Source organism: Shewanella sp. SP1S1-7, from assembly GCF_031932105.1.
Classification (GTDB): domain Bacteria; phylum Pseudomonadota; class Gammaproteobacteria; order Enterobacterales; family Shewanellaceae; genus Shewanella; species Shewanella baltica.
The window spans coordinates 89,900-114,182 of sequence record NZ_JAUOEU010000010.1 but is presented as its reverse complement, the minus strand read 5'-3'; the positions used below and the strand labels follow the sequence as shown (position 1 = coordinate 114,182).

Annotated in this window: 24 protein-coding genes; 20 read left to right on the top strand and 4 right to left on the bottom strand. The window is 45.0% G+C overall.

What is annotated here, in order from left to right:
• Window position 1: 1 nt before the first annotated feature.
• The 7 genes from rplM to rlmB all read left to right on the top strand — a co-directional run bounded on the left by rplM (window position 2) and on the right by rlmB (window position 6,529).
• The gene (gene rplM / locus Q4Q49_RS10430; protein ID WP_012088240.1) at window positions 2-430 is read left to right on the top strand and encodes a 50S ribosomal protein L13; all 429 of its coding nucleotides are present in this window, start codon (window positions 2-4) and stop codon (window positions 428-430) included.
• A 14-nt stretch (window positions 431-444) separates the two neighbouring features.
• Window positions 445-837 (top strand): 30S ribosomal protein S9, encoded by a 393-nt coding sequence (rpsI, locus tag Q4Q49_RS10425; protein WP_006083052.1) that lies wholly within the window; start codon window positions 445-447, stop codon window positions 835-837.
• A gap of 153 nt (window positions 838-990) precedes the next feature.
• The gene (locus Q4Q49_RS10420) at window positions 991-1,179 is read left to right on the top strand and encodes a DUF2065 domain-containing protein (RefSeq protein ID WP_006083051.1); all 189 of its coding nucleotides are present in this window, start codon (window positions 991-993) and stop codon (window positions 1,177-1,179) included.
• A 72-nt stretch (window positions 1,180-1,251) separates the two neighbouring features.
• Window positions 1,252-2,547: an adenylosuccinate synthase gene (locus tag Q4Q49_RS10415; RefSeq protein ID WP_106649428.1), complete on the top strand. Its 1,296-nt coding sequence runs from the start codon at window positions 1,252-1,254 to the stop codon at window positions 2,545-2,547.
• A gap of 124 nt (window positions 2,548-2,671) precedes the next feature.
• Window positions 2,672-3,328, top strand: coding sequence for a flagellar protein MotX (motX, locus tag Q4Q49_RS10410; protein WP_106649429.1), 657 nt, complete (start codon window positions 2,672-2,674; stop codon window positions 3,326-3,328).
• 36 nt (window positions 3,329-3,364) lie between these two features.
• Window positions 3,365-5,788 (top strand): ribonuclease R, encoded by a 2,424-nt coding sequence (gene rnr / locus Q4Q49_RS10405; protein ID WP_006083048.1) that lies wholly within the window; start codon window positions 3,365-3,367, stop codon window positions 5,786-5,788.
• Window positions 5,789-6,529: a 23S rRNA (guanosine(2251)-2'-O)-methyltransferase RlmB gene (gene rlmB / locus Q4Q49_RS10400; protein ID WP_311999300.1), complete on the top strand. Its 741-nt coding sequence runs from the start codon at window positions 5,789-5,791 to the stop codon at window positions 6,527-6,529.
• Window positions 6,530-6,677: 148 nt separating this feature from the next.
• On the opposite strand, the gene Q4Q49_RS10395 is transcribed toward rlmB, so the two are convergent.
• Together Q4Q49_RS10395 and Q4Q49_RS10390 are read right to left on the bottom strand one after the other, a co-directional pair.
• Window positions 6,678-8,120, bottom strand: a complete 1,443-nt coding sequence (locus Q4Q49_RS10395; protein ID WP_311999299.1) for an MFS transporter — start codon at window positions 8,118-8,120, stop codon at window positions 6,678-6,680.
• A gap of 240 nt (window positions 8,121-8,360) precedes the next feature.
• Window positions 8,361-9,104 (bottom strand): DUF481 domain-containing protein, encoded by a 744-nt coding sequence (locus Q4Q49_RS10390; RefSeq protein WP_311999298.1) that lies wholly within the window; start codon window positions 9,102-9,104, stop codon window positions 8,361-8,363.
• A gap of 213 nt (window positions 9,105-9,317) precedes the next feature.
• On the opposite strand from Q4Q49_RS10390, the gene rpsF reads away from it, so the two are divergent.
• Genes rpsF through rplI form a run of 4 tightly spaced genes read left to right on the top strand, consistent with a single transcriptional unit; the run spans window position 9,318 to window position 10,756 of the window.
• A complete protein-coding gene (gene rpsF, locus Q4Q49_RS10385; protein ID WP_006083044.1) occupies window positions 9,318-9,713 on the top strand; it encodes a 30S ribosomal protein S6 in 396 nt (131 codons plus the stop codon).
• Window positions 9,714-9,721: 8 nt separating this feature from the next.
• Window positions 9,722-10,027, top strand: coding sequence for a primosomal replication protein N (gene priB, locus Q4Q49_RS10380; protein ID WP_006083043.1), 306 nt, complete (start codon window positions 9,722-9,724; stop codon window positions 10,025-10,027).
• A gap of 12 nt (window positions 10,028-10,039) precedes the next feature.
• Window positions 10,040-10,267, top strand: coding sequence for a 30S ribosomal protein S18 (rpsR, locus tag Q4Q49_RS10375; RefSeq protein WP_006083042.1), 228 nt, complete (start codon window positions 10,040-10,042; stop codon window positions 10,265-10,267).
• A 36-nt stretch (window positions 10,268-10,303) separates the two neighbouring features.
• Window positions 10,304-10,756 (top strand): 50S ribosomal protein L9, encoded by a 453-nt coding sequence (gene rplI / locus Q4Q49_RS10370; protein WP_106649434.1) that lies wholly within the window; start codon window positions 10,304-10,306, stop codon window positions 10,754-10,756.
• A gap of 253 nt (window positions 10,757-11,009) precedes the next feature.
• On the opposite strand, the gene Q4Q49_RS10365 is transcribed toward rplI, so the two are convergent.
• On the bottom strand, window positions 11,010-13,208 hold the full coding sequence (locus Q4Q49_RS10365) for a S46 family peptidase (RefSeq protein WP_311999297.1): 2,199 nt from the start codon (window positions 13,206-13,208) through the stop codon (window positions 11,010-11,012).
• A 125-nt stretch (window positions 13,209-13,333) separates the two neighbouring features.
• Between Q4Q49_RS10365 and dnaB the strand changes: the two genes are divergently transcribed.
• Both dnaB and alr read left to right on the top strand, forming a co-directional pair.
• Window positions 13,334-14,740: a replicative DNA helicase gene (gene dnaB, locus Q4Q49_RS10360; RefSeq protein WP_006083039.1), complete on the top strand. Its 1,407-nt coding sequence runs from the start codon at window positions 13,334-13,336 to the stop codon at window positions 14,738-14,740.
• A gap of 103 nt (window positions 14,741-14,843) precedes the next feature.
• Window positions 14,844-15,920 (top strand): alanine racemase, encoded by a 1,077-nt coding sequence (gene alr, locus Q4Q49_RS10355; protein WP_012586772.1) that lies wholly within the window; start codon window positions 14,844-14,846, stop codon window positions 15,918-15,920.
• Window positions 15,921-16,470: 550 nt separating this feature from the next.
• Here the strand turns inward: alr and Q4Q49_RS10350 are convergent.
• On the bottom strand, window positions 16,471-16,935 hold the full coding sequence (locus Q4Q49_RS10350) for a chemotaxis protein CheX (RefSeq protein WP_006083037.1): 465 nt from the start codon (window positions 16,933-16,935) through the stop codon (window positions 16,471-16,473).
• 555 nt (window positions 16,936-17,490) lie between these two features.
• On the opposite strand from Q4Q49_RS10350, the gene Q4Q49_RS10345 reads away from it, so the two are divergent.
• The 7 genes from Q4Q49_RS10345 (at window position 17,491) to Q4Q49_RS10315 (ending at window position 24,270) form a co-directional block, all read left to right on the top strand.
• Complete coding sequence (locus Q4Q49_RS10345; protein WP_311999296.1) at window positions 17,491-19,683, top strand: TonB-dependent siderophore receptor; 2,193 nt, start codon at window positions 17,491-17,493, stop codon at window positions 19,681-19,683.
• Window positions 19,684-19,782: 99 nt separating this feature from the next.
• Window positions 19,783-20,457: a Fe2+-dependent dioxygenase gene (locus Q4Q49_RS10340; RefSeq protein ID WP_311999295.1), complete on the top strand. Its 675-nt coding sequence runs from the start codon at window positions 19,783-19,785 to the stop codon at window positions 20,455-20,457.
• A gap of 436 nt (window positions 20,458-20,893) precedes the next feature.
• Window positions 20,894-21,379, top strand: a complete 486-nt coding sequence (locus Q4Q49_RS10335; protein WP_311999293.1) for a hypothetical protein — start codon at window positions 20,894-20,896, stop codon at window positions 21,377-21,379.
• A 130-nt stretch (window positions 21,380-21,509) separates the two neighbouring features.
• Window positions 21,510-21,974: a hypothetical protein gene (locus tag Q4Q49_RS10330; RefSeq protein ID WP_041411001.1), complete on the top strand. Its 465-nt coding sequence runs from the start codon at window positions 21,510-21,512 to the stop codon at window positions 21,972-21,974.
• 198 nt (window positions 21,975-22,172) lie between these two features.
• A complete protein-coding gene (locus tag Q4Q49_RS10325) occupies window positions 22,173-22,442 on the top strand; it encodes a DUF1778 domain-containing protein (RefSeq protein WP_012586779.1) in 270 nt (89 codons plus the stop codon).
• Window positions 22,439-22,969 (top strand): GNAT family N-acetyltransferase, encoded by a 531-nt coding sequence (locus Q4Q49_RS10320; RefSeq protein WP_311999292.1) that lies wholly within the window; start codon window positions 22,439-22,441, stop codon window positions 22,967-22,969. The genes Q4Q49_RS10325 and Q4Q49_RS10320 overlap by 4 nt, the downstream gene beginning before the upstream one ends.
• 344 nt (window positions 22,970-23,313) lie before the next feature.
• Window positions 23,314-24,270 carry a hypothetical protein gene (locus Q4Q49_RS10315; RefSeq protein WP_311999291.1) on the top strand — a complete coding sequence of 319 codons (957 nt, stop codon included), beginning with the start codon at window positions 23,314-23,316 and terminating at the stop codon, window positions 24,268-24,270.
• The last annotated feature ends 13 nt before the right edge of the window (window positions 24,271-24,283 follow it).

Here is a 24,283-nt window from a genome sequence, read left to right as displayed (position 1 = left end):
AATGAAGACTTTTACTGCTACACCAGAAACCGTAACTCGTGACTGGTTCGTCGTTGATGCAGACGGCAAAACTTTAGGTCGTATCGCTACTGAAATCGCTATCCGTTTACGCGGTAAGCATAAGCCAGAATACACTCCACACGTTGATACCGGTGATTACATCATCGTTGTTAATGCTGAAAAAGTGACTGTTACTGGTAACAAAGCGAAAGGCAAAACGTACTACTCGCATTCAGGCTTCCCTGGTGGCATTAAGCAAATCAGCTTTGAAAAGCTGCAAGCGCAAAAGCCAGAAATGATCATCGAGAAAGCAGTTAAGGGTATGTTACCAAAAGGTCCTCTGGGCCGTGCCATGTTCCGTAAACTGAAAGTTTACGCTGGCGCAGAACATAACCACACTGCACAACAACCTCAAGTTCTTGATATCTAAACGGGATTAAGCAAATGGCTGCAACTCAGTACTACGGCACTGGCCGTCGCAAAACCTCTACAGCTCGCGTTTTCGCTAAAGCAGGTAGTGGCAACATCGTTGTAAATCAACGTCCTTTGGATCAGTATTTTGGTCGTGAAACTGCTCGTATGGTTGTTCGTCAACCTTTAGAGTTAGTTGAAATGACTGACAAGCTGGACATCTATGTAACTGTTAAAGGCGGTGGTATCACTGGCCAAGCAGGCGCAATACGTCACGGTATTACCCGTGCTCTGATGCAATTAGATGAAGCACTGCGTCCATCACTACGTTCTGCTGGTTTCGTTACCCGTGACGCTCGTAAAGTTGAGCGTAAGAAAGTGGGTCTACGTAAAGCACGTCGTAAGCCACAATTCTCTAAGCGTTAATTCGTTTTTGGAATATCAAAAAACCCAGCCTATGCTGGGTTTTTTATTGGCTAGAATTTACGGTACTGGCGAATTCATTTAAATAAGAGACTCTGTTGTTGAAGTGAGCTGATATACACTAAATTGCATTGAGTGATTGAGTTTGAGGTGCGCATGACTTTTCAAGTTTTTATGCTGGCAGTGGCACTTGTATTACTTTTAGAAGGCGTAGGGCCGTTATTATTTCCGAATAAATGGCGTCGTTATTTAAATGAACTCTCCCATCAAAATCAGCAGGTTATCCAGCGACTCGGTGGCGCATTAGTCACAGCAGGAGTGGTGATTTTGGTAATTTTTGCGTAAAAAACACCCAGCTTGCCCTTACTGACTAAGATCTGTTAAAATTCTTTTTTAACCGCAACCTTGCAGCAAATAATGGGCAAAAACGTAGTTGTTCTCGGCACCCAATGGGGTGACGAAGGAAAAGGTAAGATTGTCGACCTTCTAACAGAACAGGCAAAATATGTAGTTCGCTATCAAGGCGGCCACAATGCTGGTCATACCTTGGTTATCGACGGTGAAAAAACCGTTCTTCATCTGATCCCATCAGGTATCTTGCGCGATAATGTGAAATGCATTATTGGCAATGGTGTGGTGCTTGCACCTGACGCCCTGATGAAAGAGATCAACATGCTGAAAGATCGTGGTGTTCCTGTTGAGGAACGTCTGTTGATCTCTGAAGCGTGTCCGCTGATCCTACCCTTCCATTGCGCCTTAGATATCGCCCGTGAAAAAGCACGTGGCAATAAAGCTATTGGTACAACTGGCCGTGGTATCGGACCTGCGTATGAAGACAAGATATCCCGTCGCGGTCTGCGAGTAGGCGATCTGTTCAATGCGCAGCTGTTTGCTGAAAAGCTGAAAGAAGTTATGAAATACCATAACTTTATGCTGACAGAGTACTATCAAGTTGAAGCGGTTGATTACGAGCAAACGCTAGCAGATGCTTTGGCTATGGCCGACTATCTGAAGAGCATGTGTGTTGATGTGACTGAACTATTGGATACTGCGCGTAAAGCCGGTGAACCAATTCTGTTCGAAGGCGCTCAAGGTACATTACTCGACATCGACCACGGAACATACCCATTTGTAACCTCTTCAAATACCACTGCCGGTGGTGTTGCGACGGGCAGCGGTTTTGGTCCACGTCATTTAGACTATGTCTTAGGTATCATGAAGGCTTACACCACTCGTGTGGGTGCAGGTCCATTCCCTACTGAACTGTTATGTGAAGTTGGTGATCATTTAGGTACTAAAGGTCATGAGTTTGGTGCGACAACGGGTCGTAAGCGTCGTCCAGGTTGGTTGGATGCTGTGGCAATGCGCCGCGCGGTTCAAATCAACAGTGTTAGCGGCTTCTGCTTGACTAAGTTAGATGTACTTGATGGTCTGAAAGAAGTGAAGATTTGTGTGGGTTATCAGAATCCTGATGGCACTATCTCTAAAGTGACCCCGCTTGCGGCTGAAGGTTATGAACTGGTTACGCCTGTTTATGAAACTATGCCAGGTTGGAGCGAGTCGACTTTTGGCGCGACATCAATTGAGCAACTGCCACCGGCAGCGATCAATTATATCAAGCGTCTTGAAGAGTTGTTAGAAACACCAATCGACATTATCTCTACGGGTCCTGACCGTAACGAAACCATGATTTTGGTTAATCCGTTCAATTAAGACCTGTTAAGGCCGTGTTTCACGGCCTTTTCTCTACTTCTTTATGCCTTTCTCTATTTCCTTCTGCGGTTAGATGTTTAGCTCAAGAATTCAGCTCAAGCTCAAGAAATAGGTTATACTGCCGATGCAAGTATTCACCCTATTGTCATTGAGAGTCGTTATGCTACGTACAGCACTAGTTGCGCTACTGCCCTTAGTATCTTCAATGTGCTTTGCCCAAACGCAGGCGGTGGATATTTATAGCCAAGACCAATTGCTTGATTTGATCCGTAGCGATCAATATTTAGCGAAAGTGAAACGTGATGATTGCCAGTTAGTTCAAGACATTGAGGCGCGAGCCCAAGTCTTAAAACAGCCTTTATATCAATTCCTTTGGGGCGAAATGCTCAATCATGGAACTTGTGTAAAGGCTAACCCTGTGAAGGGGATTGCTTTGTTACGTGACTCGGCCGAACAAGGTAGCTCAGAAGCGATGTTAAAGCTTGCCGAGTATTATCAGAGTGGGAAATTTGTCATCCGCAATAAAGACAGAGCAGTGCATTATTTATTGCCTGCTGCTGCAAGTGGTGATTTATCCGCTCGTATGATGTTAGTGCGTTTATTCGGTGAAGGTTATGGTAGTCCTAGGGATTACGAGATGGCCTATCACTGGTTATATAACGATGTATTTGCGGACGAGGCGACGAAGAAAAAAGCCTTGTCTTTACTGCAGGTGTTAGCAGCTAAAATGCCCCCCAGTGCAGTGGCGCGGGCTCAGCAAGAACAGTTGCGAACCCGTTAAGTTGTCTCTTCTAGAGACACATTATTTGGATATTGAATGATCAAAGACCCTCATTTTGAGCGTGAACAGGATAAGTACGAAAACCCTATCCCAAGCCGTGAGTATATTATCGATTACTTACGTTCTCAGAAATCACCTATCACTCGTGACAGTATTGCTGCGGCGTTAAACATCCAAGAGGAAGAACAACTTGAGGCCCTGCGCCGTCGCCTTCGTGCGATGGAACGCGATGGCGAACTTGTGTTCACCCGTGGGCAGAGCTATGGCTTGCCCGAGAAAATGGATCTTATCCCCGGCACAGTGCTCGGACACAGAGAAGGCTTCGGCTTTTTCAAACCCGATGAAGGCGGTGATGACTTATTTATTTCGAACCGCGACATGCTGATGTATTTCCACGGTGATAAAGTGCTAGCGCAAAAAGCAGGCACAGATCGTCGTGGTCGTCGCGAAGCGCGTTTGGTGCGTTTGATCCAGCCGCGCAGTGCTGCAATTGTCGGCCGTTATCATGTTGATAGCGGTATGGCATTTGTCATTGCCGATGATAAGCGTATTACTCAAGAAATCTTAGTCGCGAATGAAGATCGCAACGGCGCCCGTCAAGGCGATGTGGTTGTGGTTGAATTAACGCGTCGCCCAGGTCGTTTTGTTAAGGCTGCGGGTAAAGTGACTGAAGTGCTTGGTAAGCAAATGGCGCCGGGGATGGAAATCGAAATCGCCCTGCGTAACTATGACTTGCCCCATACTTGGTCACCTGTGATCGAGAAGAAACTGCGCCGAATTCCCGATGAAGTGACCGACGCCGATAAAGTTGGCCGTGTGGATTTACGTCATCTGCCATTAGTGACTATCGACGGCGAAGACGCCCGTGATTTTGACGATGCCGTGTATGCGGAGAAAAAAGCCGGTGGCGGCTGGCGTTTATGGGTTGCGATTGCTGACGTTAGTTATTATGTTCGCACCGATTCAGCCTTAGATACTGAAGCGCGTGCCCGTGGTAACTCAGTGTATTTCCCATCGCAAGTGATCCCTATGCTGCCGGAGAAAATCTCCAACGGCCTATGTTCGCTTAATCCTCACGTCGACCGTTTATGTATGGTCGCTGAGATGACAGTGTCTGCCAAAGGCAAGTTGTCGGGTTATAAGTTTTATCCGGCTGTGATGTATTCCCATGCCCGTTTCACTTATACCCAAGTGGCTGAGATGTTAGAAGGCGGCCCGATTGCGCCTGAGCATGAAGCCTTGTTCCCGCATCTGCAGTGTTTACAGTCATTGTATTTAGCGCTAGATGAGCAAAGAGCTGAGCGTGGTGCGATTGCGTTTGAAACCATGGAAACGCAGTTCATTTTCAATGAGCAGCGCAAGATTGATAAAATCGTGCCGCGTGGCCGTAATCAAGCACATAAAATCATTGAAGAATGCATGATTTTAGCCAACGTTTCTGCAGCTAAATTTGTGAAGAAACACAAAGGCGACGTGCTGTACCGAGTGCATGAAGCGCCATCTGAGCAAAAGTTGGCGAACTTTAAAGAGTTCCTTGCTGAGCGTGGTTTGACTATGCCTGGCGGACTTGAGCCAACGCCGTCTGATTACCAGAACGTGATGCTGCAAATTGCCGACCGTCCCGATGCTGAACTTATCCAAGTGATGTTGCTGCGCTCTATGCGTCAGGCAATTTACACCCCAGATAATGAAGGTCACTTCGGTCTAGCCTTAGAAGAATATGCGCATTTTACCTCGCCCATTCGCCGTTATCCGGATTTAGTCTTACATCGTGTGATCCGTTATTTACTGGCGAAGGAAAGAGGCGAAGCCACAGAAAAGTGGACGCAGGATGGTGGCTACCACTATCAACTCGATGAACTCGACCAATTGGGCGAAGAGTGTTCGACTACAGAGCGTCGTGCCGATGAAGCGACTCGTGATGTTAGCGATTGGCTCAAGTGCGAGTTTATGCAAGATCACGTCGGCGATACCTTCGAAGCTGTGATTGCCTCAGTGACCAGCTTTGGTTTATTCGTGCGCTTAAATGAGCTGTTTATCGATGGCTTAGTACATATCTCAAGCCTAGGTAGTGATTACTACCAATTCGATCCTATGCGTCAACGCCTTATCGGTGAGCATACAGGCCAAGTCTATCAAGTGGGCGATCCTGTGACGGTTAAGGTCGCTGCTGTTAACTTAGATGACAGACAGATTGATTTAGTCATGCTGGGCGATGACGGTAAAGGCGGCAAGCGTAAAGCATCTGCCAGCCGTGATAAGCCGATGACTGCCCGTGAGCGTGTTAATCGCGAAGGTGCTAAGCAAGGCAAAGCGGGTAAAACCGCAACGCCTAGTACTAAGGCTGAAGCTGGCAAAGCCAAACCTAAGGCTAAAGCGGGCACTAAAGCGAAAAAAACAGCAGTAAAAGATCCGGCTAAAAAGCCAAAAGCCGCTAAGCGGAGCACGAGAAAGAAATAAATGAAAAAACAAGATATTATTTTTGGGATCCACGCAGTTGAAGCCCTGTTAAAGCATAGCCCTGAGCGCATTATCGAGTTATGGCTGTTACAAGGCCGTGACGATGAGCGCTTAACTGTGCTGGCCAATCAGGCTAGAGCTTTTGGCACGACGATTCAAGTCGCTTCTCGTAAAGCCTTAGATGACAAAGCGGAAAGCAGCCAACATCAAGGCATAGTCGCGCGCGTTAAAGCGGCGAAAGTATTGAACGAGCAAGATTTAGATGTGCTGCTTGCTAACACTGAGCAAGCATTCCTGCTGATTTTGGATGGCGTGACGGATCCCCATAACTTAGGCGCTTGTCTACGTAATGCTGATGCGGCGGGCGTGCAAGGTATTATCGTGCCTAAAGACAATTCAGTTGGCTTAACGGCCACTGTAAGTAAAGTGGCATGTGGCGCTGCGGAAACAGTGCCTTTATTCCAAGTGACTAATCTTGCACGTACTATGCGTCACTTGCAGGATAAGGGTGTGTGGATTGTGGGCACCGCGGGCGAAGCAGATTGCGAGCTTTATCAAGCCGATCTCAAAGGATCATTAGCGATTGCCATGGGCGCGGAAGATAAAGGTTTACGCCGTTTAAGCCGTGAGTCTTGTGATTCACTGATCTCTATCCCTATGGCGGGTAGTGTGTCGAGCTTGAATGTATCGGTTGCGACCGGTATTTGCTTATTTGAAGCTGTGCGTCAGCGCCGCAGCTAATTACGCTCACGTTTGCCTGATTTCGCACATGCGGTATCAGGCTTGCAGTAACGACTTGTTGCAGTAACTATCTGTTTTAGTTATAGATTGCAGAAATAAAAAGACCGATTAACTTTAAACAGTTAATCGGTCTTTTTTGTTGGTCTTTTTATGTCTGCGCTTTGTCTAGGTTAACCGGATGGCTATCGGCTTCATCCGTTTGAACGGCTTCAGGCTCAGTTTGCTCGATATCGAAACTGAAGGTGAGTTGTTCCTCATCACTGTCATTTGCGTCGATAATATCGTCATCGACGCCATCAGCCCCTAAATCATATTCCGCTTCATCTAGGTTAGCACTGGGCGTCATATGTTCTTGAATCGATTCAACATCAACCCTAGGGTCTAGCGCCGCCGCCAGTGGTGAAGAGACTAAGTCGCCCGTCGCCATTATGTAGTCTTGGGTGACATTGGTTTCGGCTTTTTGTTGTGCATGTACATAACGTAGCCGCACAAACAAGATTAAGGTACAGGCAGACATAAAGCCATATAGCATGCTGTTACCAAGCCATTGCATCAACGTCGAGGCGATCAGTGGACCGATACTGGCCCCTAAGCCGAAGGTCAATAAGATAGTTGCGGATAAGCCGACTCGCTCATTCTGTTCGACTCGCGAGTTCGCCAGTGCTGTAGCAAGGGGATAGAAGGTGAAGCCCAAAATACCGAAGAGGAAAGTCATCACCAGCGAAATCACCGGATGATAGGGTGTTAAGGCGATGGCTAAAGCTAAAATGCCAAGCAATATACAGTTGATACGAATAAGGCGGCTGCGGGACATAATGTCGGACAGTTTCCCCATAGGCCATTGCGCCAGTAACCCCGCTAAAATCGTTGCCGTCATATAAGTAGCAACTTTTTCAGGCGGTAAACCTAAGTTGCTCGCATAGGCGGGCGCGAGACCATAAAACGAACCCACTATCATGCTACCAATTGCGATGGTTGTGAGTGCTTGCGGCGCTTTTTTCCAGTAATGGGCAATTTTGAGTGGGGCAGGAACCAAAGGCGCAGGGTGAAGACGACGCGTGAGTGAAATAGGTACGATACAGAGTGAGAAACAAATCGCGATAAGCAGTAACGGTTCTAGACCTAATTCGGGGAAGATACTGATCGCGCCTTGGCCTAAGATCAAGCCGAAGTAAGATACGATCATATAACTCGCGAACACTGTACCCCTTTGGTTACTTTCGGCCTGTTCGTTAAGCCAACTTTCGAGCACCATGTATTGGCACATCATGCCCATACCGACAACGAGCCTGAGGAGCAGCCAAACTGCTAGTTCATCCACAAGTGCATGACCCAATGCAGATGCGGCGACTATGCCAGCACTGGCAACAAAGGCGCGGATATGGCCCACTTGGGCAATAAGTCTATGACCAATCTTAGAGCCCGCCACTAGGCCAACATAATAGGCCGACATCATGCCGCCTATCCATATCTGTGGCACGTTCATCACCGAGAGCCTGAGCCCAAGGTAAGTTGTGAGCAAACCGCCGGCCAGTACCATTAATAATGTGGTGCTATATAAAGAGGCGAAAGTGCGCAGCGGATTAGTCATATACAACTCCGAAAACACAAACAAGATTGATAATAAACCGTGAGTATATCAGGGGGTGGTGTTTATGTTGTGTTGCAAATTGTTGGTAAATCTTGATTAATTGCGCATTTTTGCTCAAAAAATTCTTAGATTATGCTGAAATAACTTGGGCGAGGGCGGAGGAGCTTTAACGTCGCCGCCAGCCAAAGATGACTTTGGCGACGTGTACTTGCTTGTATTGCTACGGATTATCTAAAGCGGTTATCTAAAGGTATAAAGCAGGTTGAAGGTGGTGATGGTATCTGTCTGTTGGCTACCCTCTGGTACCACTTCAGTGTATTTGATGTTCATGCCGATTTTAAACGCCCAATCTTGGAACACCAGATTCTTGTAGTTCATGTCTAAGGTGAGGGTATTGTTGTTCTCGCCGACTTCCGCAGTTAAATCTGCATTGAGACTGCTGTATTCCTGCAGTTTTTGAGAAAACTTTGCAGCGGTACGCAAAATGACGTCTTTCTCAGCATCAGGATTGGGAATATCCACAGATTCTGCAGGTAAGTTATATCGGTAACCGGGGCCGATTTCAAGACTGAGTTTGGTCTTGTAGCTGCTGATGGCATTAAAACCGTAACCACTAGAAATAGTTGAGATTTGCGTGTAACTACCGAATTGATCCCAAGTAAAATCACCGCGTCCGAAGATATAACCCTTAGTGAGTTTATAGTTCGACTGGAGTTGGAGTTCGTATTTTTCGGAAGTCGTCTTGCTTTTTTCTGAGGCAAAGTAGGCTTTGAGCGTGGCTTCTTGCTTGGTTTGCTTAGTGTCGTAAATCAGTTGGGTTCGACCGTTAAAACTGCTGGATTCGGTATTGCCTGTATTCAGTTGCAAACCCGCTTCGATTTCTGCGGTAAAATCGCTGGGCGGTTCCTGATAATCAGGTGGAACAAGCGCAAGCGCAGGAAATGAAAGGGAAAATAAAAAGATTGGCACAATAACTTTTAGCATTATGTTTTATTCTTGGTTAGCTGATGTCAGACGTCCGAATATAGATGAAGCGCCATCATACCTGTATTGATTGGCGAGGCAAAGTTATTGCTTGAGTTTCTGGCTTGCTTTCTGTACTATCTCGCGCTCAAATCAGTCACTATTTTTCGTTCCTTGCCTCCATTTGGTTTGACTGAGCCAATACCGAGGCTACATAACCGTAAGGAGCAATAAATGCGTCATTACGAAATCGTATTTATGGTTCACCCAGATCAAAGTGAACAAGTACCAGGTATGATTGAGCGTTACACAGGTGTTATCACCGAAGCTAACGGCACAATCCACCGTTTAGAAGATTGGGGCCGTCGTCAACTGGCTTACCCAATCCTTGATCTGCATAAAGCTCACTACGTTCTGATGAACGTTGAAGCTAAAGCAGAGACGATCGAAGAGCTAGAAACAGCTTTCCGTTTCAACGACGCAGTTCTGCGTAACATGGTAATGCGTACTAAAGTTGCCGTTACTGAAGCATCTCCAATGGCTAAAGCTAGAGATGAGCGCGATTCACGTCGTGGCCCAGCTGGCGAACGCTCATACGATGAAGCTCACGCTGAAGAAATCGCTGAGTAAGGTAATCTGTGACCACCAATAACTTGGTGTTGTCAGGAACGATAACTCGTTCAAGACGCTTTAAAAGCCCAGCGGGTATTGCACACAGTGTGATTATGTTGGAACACAAATCGCAGCGTTATGAAGCAGATATGCTCCGCAACGTCTACGTACAAATTCAAGTGATATTGAGTGGGCCACGCTTTGAAAGCGTCGCAGAAGATCTGAAAGCAGGTGTGGAAGTACAAGTGCAAGGCTTTATGACGCTTCAACAGGGGCGCAATGGTCAGAACCGCTTAGTTATCCATGCCGAAAATGTCGAATTGAAAACTTAGGAGACTGTCAACATGGCACGTTATTTCCGTCGTCGCAAGTTCTGCCGTTTCACCGCTGAAGGTGTTGCAGAAATTGATTACAAAGATATCGTTACTTTAAAGAACTACATCACTGAAAGCGGCAAGATTGTTCCTAGCCGTATCACTGGTACTAGTGCTAAATATCAGCGCCAACTAGCTCGCGCTATCAAGCGTGCTCGTTATCTTTCTCTACTGCCATATACTGATTTACATCAGTAATTGCAGTATTCCTAATCGAATATAGAGGATTTGATAATGAACGTTATTCTGCTTGATAAAATCGCTAACCTAGGCAACTTGGGTGACCAAGTAACAGTTAAGGCTGGTTACGCACGTAACTTCCTTTTGCCACAAGGTAAAGCTGTTGTTGCTAACGAAAGCAACGTTAAAGTATTTGAAGCTCGTCGCGCTGAATTAGAAGCTAAATTAGCTGCTGAATTAGCTGCTGCTAACCTACGTGCTGAGAAAATCACTGCACTGGAAGCGGTTGTTATCGCTTCTAAAGCGGGTGATGAAGGCAAACTGTTTGGTTCAGTTGGCAACCGTGACATCGCTGATGCAGTGACTGCTGCTGGTGTTGAGCTGGCTAAATCAGAAGTTCGTTTACCATTAGGCGCTCTGCGTACTACTGGCGACTTCGAAGTTGAAGTTCAGTTACACACTGAAGTTAAAGCTGTTGTTAAAGTATCTGTGGTTGCAGAAGCTTAATTACGACTCGCTTTAAATATAAAAAGACACCGCCTCGGCGGTGTTTTTTTATGGCTGAAATTTAGGATTTGAGTGTATTTAGGTTTGGATATCGGCTCTGCGATGGATTTAAGCGATAGGTAATATGCGCCTATTCATTCAATCTCATTATCTCAAAGTGCATTCACTGCTAAAATACGAGCCCAAATAAAAGCCGCTTACTGCAAAACAGTGAGCGGCTTTTTGTTTAGAGCAACTGATTCAGCTCTGGGTGTTAATTTCTTACTAAATCTAGTTCTTTAATCAGATTATCGGCATGGTCGACTTCGTCCATCATCCACAGGATATAGCGGATATCCACGTGTACTGCGCGGGTGATGGTTGGGTTGAAGAACCAATCTTTAGTGATGGCCTCGTAGGTGGAGTCGAAGTTAAGCCCCACTAACTCACCTTTACCGTTAAAGACGGGCGAACCCGAGTTACCGCCTGTGGTGTCAACGCTCGATAAGAAGTTAACCGGTACAGAGTTAAATTCTTCGGGTTTGTCTAAGCAAGAGAAGAGTCTGCAAATCCAGCCGCGGGGATCTTGATAAACTGACTTCACTAAATGATTGCCAAAACGCTGCTCGGCAATCGCATCGAGGAGCTTTTTCGGTGCATTGTAGGGCTCTACGCCTGTGTGTTTCGCGACTATGCCATCTAGACGAGTAAACGGCTGTTTGTAGAGTGCATCACGTGATTGATAACCATCGACCATACCGTAGCTGATACGCAGCGTACCGTTGGCGTCAGGATAGACCGGCCAGTTGTTGGCCTTATAGTATTCGATCACTGCGGCCATATAGTCTGGGCGAGCAGTTGATAACTTACCGTCTAAGATTTTTTCCGTTTTTTCCTGCGCCATATTAGTGTCGTAAAGTGCTACGGCTAAACGAATAAAGGGATCGGCACTGGTTTCGAAGGCGTTAACATCGGCATTCATCCACGCCAGACGTTGGGCTTGGTCTATGAGCGTAGTGAGTGAATACAAACCATCGAGTTTAGCCGCAAGATCTACGTCTTTACTGTTTACACTTAACATTTTATCGAGCGCAGCCACGCGATTCGATTGGCCTAGGTAAGCATTTAAATCCTGTAACCACAATGTCTTATCGACTTTGACATCGAAACTCGAATCGATACGTTTAAGACGCGAGCTCAGCATCGCTAAATCACGCTCTTGATAGCCTTGTTCACGTTCGGCATCGGGCTTTTGTTTTTCTTTCGCAAGACGATACAAGCTGTTTGCTGCGGTTAACAGGGTGCTCGATTGGGCATTAGTAAAGTAGTAATTACTTTGGAACGCCTGTTGTTGCTCGGCAAGTAGCACTTCTAACTCAGCGATGAGGTTTTGATTTAGCTTAGGATTTTTTTTAAGCCAAGCTAAAAAGTTATCCTCACGGCTTTGTTTAATGCCCACGATATCCGTGGCTTTAAAACCCGCTAACAGGCCATTGAGTTTCTTCATTCGGTTGGCCATTGAAGCCATATTGCCAGCGTACTTAATGGCGATATCGGCATCTTTTTGCCCCATAGCTTCGATAGTATCAATCTGTAATTGATAGCGTTTAGCTTGGGTGGGATACAGCCAGTCACTGGCAAACTTAAGTTCACTAGTAAGATTATAGCGACTGGTTGAGCCCGGATAGCCTGCGACGAACACGCCGTCACCGGCTTTCACGCCATCGGCGTTTATTTTAAGGTAACTCTTTGGCTTGTAAGGGATGTTATCGTCGCTATATGCAGCGGGTTGGCCATCCTTTCCGACGTAAGCTCGTAAGAAGGCAAAATCACCCGAGTGGCGTGGATATTCATAGTTATCGATGTCGCCGCCGTAGGCACCGACACTTTCCGGAGGTGCATACACTAAGCGTACATCGCGGATCATCAATTGCTTGATTAGGTAGTATTCTAGGCCGTTATGGAAACTGCGGACATTACAGCGATAATTCGCATCGGCTTCACAGCTTTTGATCAGTTCTTTACTGTGATTTTGAATGTCTTCGTAACGGCTCAGTGGATCTTGGCTTAGGCCTTGATTGATTTGGGCGGTGACATCGGTTACTGCCTCTGTGATGTATAAACGTTCGTTAGGACCGGCAGAGGGTTCCTTGTCCATTGATGTAGCTAAAAAGCCTTGTTCGAGATAGTTATGTTCTTTCTTAGTGTTATATTGTATCGCCTTGAAGGCACAATGGTGGTTTGTCACAACTAGCCCTTGGGGGGAGACAAAACTGGCGGTACAATAGCCCAGCCCTACAACGGCGTTCATTGGATAACTTGTAAGATCGGCCAGTTTTTCTGCAGGGATATTGATTCCGCGTTCACTGAGTTTGTCTGCAATAGAAGGCATTTGATAAGGTTGCCATTGTCCTTCGTCGGCAGTTGCTATGCCGGATGTCATTACTAAGGCCGCAACCAATGCAATACGCATGTTCTTTCCTTATTGATTATTAGAGTGTCCGTTGGAATGAGATAACAGGCGAGTGTAAACATCCTGTTTGCTTGACGCGGGTTTTATATCATATTTTGTTAAGTTGTTGGAAATCGGGAGCGTTAATGTCACAACAAGGTGCTTTTAAGCCTAAAAGTAAGCCAAGAGATTTGCAGCTTGATGGACTCAAGCTGCCACCGCATTCAATTGAGGCTGAACAATCGGTATTAGGCGGCTTGATGTTAGATGCCGAAGCGTGGGACAGGGTCGCTGAGGCCGTCGTAAAAGATGACTTTTACTCCCGTTCACATAAGATGATCTTCTCTGCCATGCACAGATTGGTCGATTTGGGGCAACCGATCGATTTGATCACGGTTTCTGAACAGCTCGAAGTTGAAAATCAATTAGAAGATGCCGGCGGTTTTGCCTATTTAGGTGAAATTGCGAAAAATACCCCAAGTGCGGGTAACATTTTATCTTACGCCGAAATCGTCCGTGAACGAGCCGTAGTGCGTGACATGATCCGCGTAGCGCACGAAATTGCCGATGCGGGTTACAACCCAGAAGGCCGCGATTCGAGCGAATTACTCGACCTTGCTGAGAGTAAAGTCTTTAAGATCGCTGAGATGCGCACCAATTCCAACGAAGGTCCCGAAGGCATTAAGACCATTCTGGAAAAAACCGTCGATAAGATTGAGCAGCTTTATAATAACCCCCATAACGGTGTGACTGGGGTTTCGAGCGGCTTTAACGATCTGGATAAAATGACCGCTGGCTTTCAGTCCGGTGACTTGATTATCGTTGCTGCGCGTCCTTCTATGGGTAAGACCACCTTCGCGATGAACTTGTGCGAACAAGCCGCGATGAATGAAGACAAGCCGGTGCTTATTTTCAGTCTCGAGATGCCGTCAGAACAGATTATGATGCGTATGTTGGCCTCCTTGGGCCGCGTCGACCAAACCAAAATCCGTACCGGTCAGCTCGATGACGAGGATTGGGCGCGGGTTTCATCGACCATGGGTATCATGCTCGAGCAAGGCAAAATGTATATCGATGACGGTTCGGGGTTAACGCCGACCGAAGTCCGTAGCCGCGCGCGTCGTATCGCCCGTGAGTACGGTGGCTTATCGATGATCATGATAGATTACCTGCAGTTAATGCAGGTGCCCGCCTTGAAAGATAACCGTACCTTAGAGATTTCTGAGATTTCACGCTCCCTAAAGGCGTTAGCCAAAGAGTTAGAAATCCCGATTATTGCCCTGTCGCAGCTTAACCGCTCGCTTGAGCAAAGGGCCGATAAACGCCCGGTAAACTCGGATTTGCGTGAATCGGGCGCTATCGAGCAGGATGCGGATCTCATCATGTTTATTTATCGCGATGAAGTGTATAACAACGATTCTCAAGATAAAGGTACGGCCGAAATCATTATCGGTAAGCAACGTAACGGCCCGATTGGTCGGGTGCGACTCACCTTCCAAGGGCAGTTTTCGCGCTTCGATAATTATGCCGGACCTCAGTTTGAAGAAGACTAAATTCATGTTTGAAAATAGTAAATTTGCGTATGCAGAAGACGTGCTGTGCTGATGTATTTTTTATATCCGTGACTTTTTATTTCCTGAGTGAGCAAGGTAAATTTTGAACCCTTTTCCCCGTGCAGAAATTAGCAGTAGTGCACTGCAAACCAATCTCGCTGCGTTGCGTCAACAGGCACCAGCGAGTCGCGTGATGGCCGTCGTTAAAGCGAACGGTTATGGTCATGGATTATTAAATGTCGCCCATTGTTTAGTCAGTGCCGATGGCTTTGGCTTAGCACGATTGGATGAAGCCTTAGAATTACGAGCGGGCGGCGTGACAGCGCGTTTGTTATTGCTGGAAGGTTTTTTCCGTGCCACCGATCTCCCGTTACTCGTCGGGCATGATATCGACACTGTGGTGCATCATAGCTCTCAGCTGGAGATGTTGGAGCAAACTGTATTGTCTAAGCCTGTGACTGTTTGGCTGAAGGTCGATTCAGGCATGCACCGCTTAGGCTTTACGCCTGAGCAATTCTCAACGGTTTACGATCGATTAATGGCCTGTCCCAATGTGGCAAAACCGATTCATTTGATGACGCATTTTGCCTGCGCAGATGAGCCAGATAACACTTATACCTCAGTGCAGATGGCGGCTTTTAATTCCTTAACGGCTGGCTTACCCGGATTTAGAACCTTAGCCAACTCCGCCGGTGCCTTGTATTGGCCGCAAAGCCAAGGCGATTGGATCCGTCCGGGAATCGCACTCTATGGTGTGTCACCTGTCACGGGAGATTGCGGTGCGAATCACGGACTAGTACCTGCGATGGAACTGGTATCACAGTTGATTGCGGTGCGGGATCATAAAGCCAATCAGCCAGTGGGTTATGGTTGTTTCTGGACCGCGAAGCAAGATACCCGTTTGGGTGTTGTCGCAATTGGTTATGGTGATGGTTATCCCCGCAATGCACCGGAAGGTACACCTGTGTGGGTTAATGGTCGTCGCGTACCCATAGTTGGCCGCGTCTCTATGGACATGTTGACTGTCGACTTAGGCCAAGATGCGCAAGATAAGGTTGGCGACAGTGCTCTGTTGTGGGGTAAAGCATTACCCGTTGAAGAAGTCGCTGAACATATCGGTACTATCGCTTATGAATTAGTCACTAAGCTCACTCCAAGGGTTGCGGTTTGCTTAGCTTAGCTTTGTTAACTTCATCTCGTGGGTTTACTCTCATGGGCTTAATCTCGCGTGCTTGGTCTCATGAGACTAGCCTGGTGAAATGAACCTCGTTAGCTTGAGCGACTACAGCATTAAAATGCAGAATCATAAAACGGTGTGTTAAACACCGTTTTTTATTTGTGGCAACTCTAGGGTGAAGTCTCGCGGTGAATCATCAGCACTATGTTTGCATCTACTGATTGCAGTGAATAAAACCGTCATAGGTTAGTAATTTTTGCAGTGTAATGTGTGCTGAGCGAGTAGGGCTTAGATAAGCGCATTGCAGTTAAGTACTGATTTGATGTGCAGGCTGGGTGACTCGATATGTTTACGGGTAGAGCCGCGCGAATTGAACAGTTATCGAACACAAATGAGACAGTAAAAAGAACGGTAAAAACATGTCCAGGTGCTGGTAATCCAGCCGTTCTGATCTTTGTTATCTAGCTTTAAATAAGCAAATGAAACATAAGATCCAGAGCGACAGGAGCGTTAATGTCATTCGAGCAATGCTGGCCTGGTATATTCTAAGTTATTAATTTTCAAAACATATTTCGATATAAGCGGTCCCATGTGGGCTAGTAAAAGGCATGATAATCTTAGTGCCATTGGCTTTATGGGAAATAGTGTGGCCTTTTCCTGACACGACCATAGGGGTGGCCATTTCAAATTCATAGCCTTTCTGACCCAATAGATTTTTTGCACCACCAGTCACCATGTTGGTGATTTCACCCACTAGGTCAGTCACTTCCTCGTTAATTTTACCCGGGTTTTCGCCCAGCATATTCTGCATTATCTGCAAAACCAGCTTTTGTTCGAAGGTAATCGATAGTGATCCTTTTGTTTGGGGGCCAACGAGCCCAATGAGGCCAGACACATCCCCCTTCGCTAAGTTATCTGATTTGATTTGAGGTTTGCCCGGCGTCAAATCCATGCTCGCCATAGTCGAAATGACATTGAGCAGAGATTGGAGGAAAGGATTAATAAAATTAACGTTCATGCCTAAGTTTGTCCTCTTTTGAGCCTAAACCATGGAGTAATGGCATGGCTTAAGGCTATTAGAAAAGTTGCTTATTGACAGCAATCTTGATCACACTCTTCAGCTTAGATGACACAAATGGAAATGTGAGGTTAATTTCACTATTTTCTTGTTATTTAGCGTAAAGAGCTTTCCATGAAAATGCTTAAAACGATACTGCAACAGCACATTTTTACATGATATCCACTCAGGTTAGAAGATGAGTTTCAATCTAAAGGCTGATAGTGCTGGTTATTATACTGCAAATTGAGGATCACGGTCATTTCAGTAGACGTTTAAAGTTTTAATGTTAAATTTCTTTATTTACAAATAATTATGAAATTTTAACCATAAATTTAGTTCAAATGATGCCTGTAGCATTTAACGATGATAAAAGCTGAAACTGTGATTTACATTAAACTTGAATGTAAATGATAATAATTATTGATCACACAAATGATTTTACATATATTAGCGGGCGATTAACAGGTGGGGGACATCTGTTACAGGGTTTAGTCCGCAACAGGAATGCTTTTAATGAAATTTGCAAAACGCCGCAATGGTCGAGTCGCACTCGGTGCCCACGTTTTAGGTTCGTTAACTATAGGTATGGCTGTATCAGCTACCCCTGCAATAGCAGCGGAGCAGGCACAAGTCGCTGGTAAGAAAGTCGAACATATTGAGGTTAACGGCGAATATTTGGGTTACAACACGCGCAAAGTACAGTCTGGTAAATTTACTGATGATCTGCTCAATAGCGCTAAAACTGTCACTGTGATTAACCAAGATTTGATCAAAGACATGGGGGCACAAAGTTTTACCGATGCTCTGCGGGCAACCCCTGGTATTACGCTTGGTACGGGTGAAGGTGGTAATCCCTACGGTGACAGACCGTTTATTCGTGGTTATGACGCTCAATCTTCGACGTTTATTAATGGTATGCGAGATGTGGGTTCCCAGAGCCGTGAGACTTTTAACATCGAACAAATCGAGGTGCTAAAGGGGCCTAGTTCTGTTTATAACGGCCGTGGTGCGGTTGGCGGCAGCATCAATATTGTGACGAAAAAAGCCCAAGCAGAAGATTTTATTAATGCGGATGTGGCGATTGGTACTGATTCCTTAAAACGCGCGAGTCTTGACGTTAACCATGTCATTGCTGATGAAGCTGCGGTGCGGGTGAACTTAATGGCACACGATGCCAATACACCGGGTCGTGATGAAGTCTCTGGTAATCGCTGGGGCATTGCACCCTCAGTGACCTTTGGTTTGACGATACCCACTAAGGTGACGTTGGAATACTATCATTTTGAAAATCATGACATACCTGATTATGGGATCCCCTATGATCAAGCAACTGGTGAGCCTGCCGATGTCGATCCTAATAATTTTTATGGCTTATTGTCGCGGGATTTTCGCGATAATAATGACGACACAGCTTCAGTGCTGATAAGCCATGACTTCAACAATGACATACAATTTACCTCGACCTCAGTGTATAGCCGTAATACCAATTATTACATTGTGACCAACCCCGATGACACGACAGGCAATGTCGCCAATGGTTATGTCTGGCGTAATACTAAATCGCGCCACTCAGTGACTAAAACGCTCGCAACCCAATTACAGTTGGCGGGTGAGGCTAAACTAGCTGGATTCACCAACCGTTTTGCGATTGGTACTGAGTTTAGCAACGAGCGCACCAGCAACTTAAGTTATACGGTCGATACGGGGAATGGTCGTAATGCGGGTTGTAATGATGCACTGCTGGCTAATTACAATTGTACTTTGCTATCTAACCCTAATCCTCACGATCCTTGGGTCGGCAGCGTAACACTAGGGACTGATGCTACTGTAACCGAAACAGACACTCGCTCAGTTTATGCTTTCAATACCATAGAGTTGAATGAATCTTGGATGATTAACGGTGGCGTACGCTGGGATGATTACAGCACTGCTGCACAGAACTCGGCTTCGTCACTATCCAATGACGATGACTTTTTAAACTACCAATTATCAGCACTGTATAAACCTGCGGTCAACGGCAGTATCTATGCGGCGTGGGGCACATCTTCGAATCCGCCAGGGACATCTAATGGCGATGGTTCAGATCGTCTTGGTAGTAACAATGAGGATTTAAAGCCTGAAGATACTGAAAGTTACGAGCTAGGTACTAAGTGGGATTTCTTCAGTGGCCGCTTATCGCTTAATGGTTCAGTATTCCAAATTGAGAAAAACAACGCTCGCGTTGCAACTTCTGCTGATCGCAATTCACCGCAAGAAAACGTCGGTGAGCAGAAAGTGAAGGGCTTCGAAATTGGTTTTTCAGGTGATATCACTGAGCATTGGCATGGATTTGGTGGATACACCTATCTTGATGCTAGTCTAGAAAGTAATGGATTTAATGCCGCTTTCGATGGCAATCGTTTCCCTAATACGGCCAAAAATAGCATCAGTTTATTTACGACTTATGACATTACTGAGCAGTTAAATGTCGGAACTGGCGCCTACTATATGGGTCAGGTTTATGGTAATACCGCCAATACCTTATCGATTCCTTCATACTGGCGTTTTGATGTGGTTTCATCTTACAAGATGAATGACTTTCTGACCCTGCGCTTGAATGTGCAAAACCTAACGGACGAGCGTTATTACGATAAAGCCTATACCGCGCATTTTGCTAACATGGCGCCTGGGCGTTTGGTCATGTTAAGTGCTGATATGCATTTTTAATGTTAGGCATTAGCTAATGTTACGGCAGCCTTCGGGCTGCCTTTTATGTTTTATAAACGCTATAAGTCATATTGTATTTTTGCCCTATGGAACCCTGAGATGCTGATTGAAATTCCTAATGTTTTCTCAAAACAAGAAGTGAGTCACTTACGCGAACAGTTAGATGCGCGTTGCTGGATAGACGGTAATCAAACCTCTGGCGCAATGGCGACAACCCGTAAACGGAATCAACAGTTAGACAAAGACGATCCCGTGGCTATTCGCATCGGTGAGCTGATTATGGAACGCTTACTGGCCCATCCATTATTTGTTTCGGCGGCCTTGCCATTACAGTTTTATCCTCCCTTATTTAACCGTTATCAAGGCGGAGAAACTTTTGGTTATCATATTGATAATGCAATTCGCTCGACAAACGAGGGTATGGTGCGTACCGATCTTTCTGCGACCTTGTTTCTCAGTGAACCAGAAAGCTATCAGGGCGGCGAATTAGTAATCCAAGATACCTATGGTCAGCAAAGTATTAAGCTTGCTGCCGGCTCATTAGTCTTGTATCCCTCGACGAGTTTGCATCAGGTAACTCCTGTGACCTCGGGAGAGCGTACCGCTGCCTTTATGTGGTTGCAGAGTATGGTGCGTGATGAAGGTCAGCGCCGTTTGCTATTTCAACTTGATCAATCGATTCAATCTTTGACAGCACAAACTACGGCAGAACAAGAGTTGTTTAATTTGACGGGGATTTACCATAACTTACTCAGGCGTTGGAGCGAGCTATAGTTTTGGCTCAGAGACAGGCTTCAATTCCAGCTTAAACTCCCCAAAGTGGTCAGTTTAGGATATAATCCGCTAGCTCTGAGGGGCAATAAAACAGTAAACGTTAACTCGTTTACTGTTTTTCCATTTTTAAGCTTAAGGTTTATTGGTAATCTGCGGCTTAAATTAAGGTTCTTTACCCTTCTAAGCGATAACTTACTGGCAAATTTTAATTACTTGAGTCGATAGTAACGTGTTGAAAAATAATCTTAATGATGGCCTACTGCTCGACCGCACCTTTTCCGTTGCGCCCATGCTGGATAGGTAAGATTTTAATTTAACTATCTGATTTATATAAGGTGGTTAAAAGTGTGGTTCACTATAGGTTCACCGATTTTAAAAAGTTGTTTTGTGGTTCCCCGCTGGTGATATGATTGTGTGATAAACATTGAGGTGATCTATGGATAGAAAAACTTTAATAATACTCGCGCTGATATTAACGGTCGGTCCTACTTTTTCGGCTAATGCTGAAGTCTATAAATGTGCTGATGGAAAATATCAAGCCGATCCCTGTGATGAAAATAGTCAGCCAGTTGATTTAAGTGGCGTCGGTAGCTTTATTAAAAGCAGTGACAGCATTTCTCAATCAAGCGTTAGTTCAAACGCTACCTCTGATAAGAAAAAAGAAATCAGTACCTATATCGAGAAGCAACGTATTGCCCGAGAGATCACTCGGCTTGAGGCTGATCGTAAGCGGGTGATTGCTGAACGTGACCAGCGCTTACGCAATCTGCGCGAAAGTCGGCAGTATGCGAATAACAACTTAGCCGGTGCAACGTGGGAGCAAAGCTTGGCGCAGGAAATGACTGCCACAGCCCAAGAGGCCGATACGCAGGTGTCATCTATCGATCGGCAGATTGAGCAGCTTAAAGACGAGTTAAAATAGCGCGGGCTCGTTTTAATGTCGTATGTCCGCCTTATGACTTCAGTTGTCCTAAATCAAACTCTAATACATCTATATCTTGATATCAGAGGTTGGAACTCGCGCTTGTGTACTAAATAAAGGAGATGTTTTTTTGTTTGAATTCAGTGAAATAGCAATAGTTATCGGTGCAGCATCTGGGCTTGTAGCTTTAGTTATGCACTTTAGGAATTTATTTCTAGAAACCGGCGTCCTCAAGCTTCGAGCCTATGTAGGCTATGTCGATGGAACTCATAAACAACCTGATAATGCAGTGAGCGTTGTGCTTTTAAATAGAGGGAAAACAAAGGTTTATATACATAAATTCGGAATTCGTGAGCCGAAAAGAAAAATAAATATGAATGGTCTAAAAGTTACAGCCGAAGGCGGCGTCTACGATACAATGTTTAATGACTTTAATACATTAACTATCGAGCCAAATCAGAAGAAAGTTTTTCATTTTGATGGCTATAGTGAACAAGGTATTAAGGAGCTACTTCAACTAAGAAAGGTTAAAGCTTTTGTTGTCGATTCAAACGGTAAAAAGTATGAATCAATAATAACGCAATACGGCTTATAAGAAATTAGACAAGGACAAAAACAGTTGGCTTTTGATCATTCCTCGCCATTTTAAATAACTAATGTTTTAGCTTAAATAGGTTTTATCCCCACAAATCAAAAAGTCGTATCCGTACTGTGTCCGTACAAGTTGCGCTGTGGTTGTTTAAACTTTATACTCCAACCCATTACGGATTAACTCCGTACGATAGGAGGTTTTATGGCGACTGCAAGACTTGATATCCGTTTGGATGAAGAGATCAAAGCTAAGGCTGAGAAAGCATCGGCTTTGCTTGGTTTAAAAAGCTTAACTGAATACGTTGTTCGCTTAATGGACGAAGATTCAACTCAGGTGATTGCTGAGCACGAAAGCATTACGGTTAAAGCTGATGTATTCGACCAATTCATAATGGCTTGTGATGAGGCTAAGGCCCCGAACAAGGCATTACGTGAAGCGGCAGCATTTACTAAACGTGGTGAGTTTAAGTGAGTTATTCCAAGACTTTTAAAGAATTGGATAAATCACAACACGATAGAGCATCATTTGACTGTGGCGAAGCAGAGTTAAACGATTTTATCCAAACTCAAGCAGCGAAACACATGCAAGCAGGTATTAGCCGTACAATGGTTTTACCTGCTGCTACGCCATTACCCAATCAAAAATATCCAATTTGTTCATTTTATACTATCGCCCCAAGTTCAATTTGCCGTGATACCTTGCCGCAAGCCATGGGTAAAAAGTTACCACGCTATCCCGTTCCGGTCTTTCTGCTTGCTCAACTTGCTGTCCATAAAGAGTTTCATGGTAATGGGTTAGGTAAAGCTAGCTTAATCAAAGCACTAGAATATCTTTGGGAAATTAACGCTCACATGCGAGCTTATGCCATTGTGGTCGATTGCTTAACTGGCCAAGCTGAATCATTTTACGCTAAGTACGGTTTCGAGGTGCTTTGTGAAATCAACGGTCGTGTAAGAATGTTTATTCCAATGAAAACTGTCGGTCAGTTGTTCCCTTAGCTACTAGCTCCCCGCCTTACCTGCTTATGCCTCACATTAGATGTTGTTTACTAATGCAGTAATAATCGATTTGATCACATTTCACGAAATAAAACCAAAATACTTTTTCCCGTTTACAGGGCTAGTGTCAGTATATGCCATTTGTAATCAATGAGTTATTTGCACGTTGCTTGAGGTGGTAGGTTTGGATCTCGCACATCTGCGTTTTTCCACATGGTTTATTTGTTAAAGAACTGATAAGTTCCTTTTATTACAAGTAATTAACTATGCGCGTTTTTACTGGTCTTCTGAGGTGAACGCGCAGCGCACTCATAAAACGTTAGACATCAATCAGAGATCGAAGCATGGATTTAGCTCAAAAATTTGAAATCCACTATCATCTTTTAGACAAAAGCCATTCCATGAATGCTTTCGTCAAAAATAAGTGTGAAGCGGAGTTTCTAGCCGTCGCAAACGAAGTAGCGGAGATTTTAGGTGTCCATCTCGTTTGGGAATCGCAAGCCCTAGAAGAAGGTGGAATACGTGAAATTTGGGTAGCGATTGGGTCAAATAATTCACAGATAGCTCTAATAATTTCTGTATTAGCACTCATTTGGTCTACGGTGCCGCAAACCGATCAGGAATTAGTTGATCTTCAAAAGGAAGAGACTCGGCTGTCCATTGAAGAGAAGAAGCTTGAGATAGAAAAGCTGAAAAAAGAACTAGAAAAAGAAGCTCCATCTCAAGAGGCACTAAAAAGCGCATCAAAAATCGCTAATGATAGCTATAAGGTAGTTACGAGACGCTCTAATTTCTATAAGTCTATATCTGGGTGCGAAAAGGTATATCAGGTGGGGTTTTCAAGTCTCGATATTGAGAGCCGCCATTTGGGATATGAGCGTATCGTCGAAAGTAGTGATTTTAGAAAATTCATTGTTACTTCTAATGAGCTAAAACCACTAGAAATTAAATCGGCAAGAATAGAAATAGTTTCTCCCGTTCTTAAAGAGGGAAAAGCAAAATGGAAGGGAATCTACGAGGGCGAGCATATCAGTTTTTCGATGGATGACCGAGAATTCAAAAGTGCGGTTTTATCGCGTCAAATTTCTTTTAAAAATGGTTCCGAAATAGTTTGCGTTCTTCTGATTCATAAGAAAGTCGATGAACTAGGTGAGGTGGTTACGTCAGGTTATTCTGTAGATGTGGTTCTAGAGAATATTGAGTCAGGTTTATCCAAAGAAACGCCACAGGGTAAAAGATATCTTCACACACAAAAGTTACTTGAAGCGCAAATCGACTTGTTTGGAGATACAAATGTCTAACAAACGCAGGCGG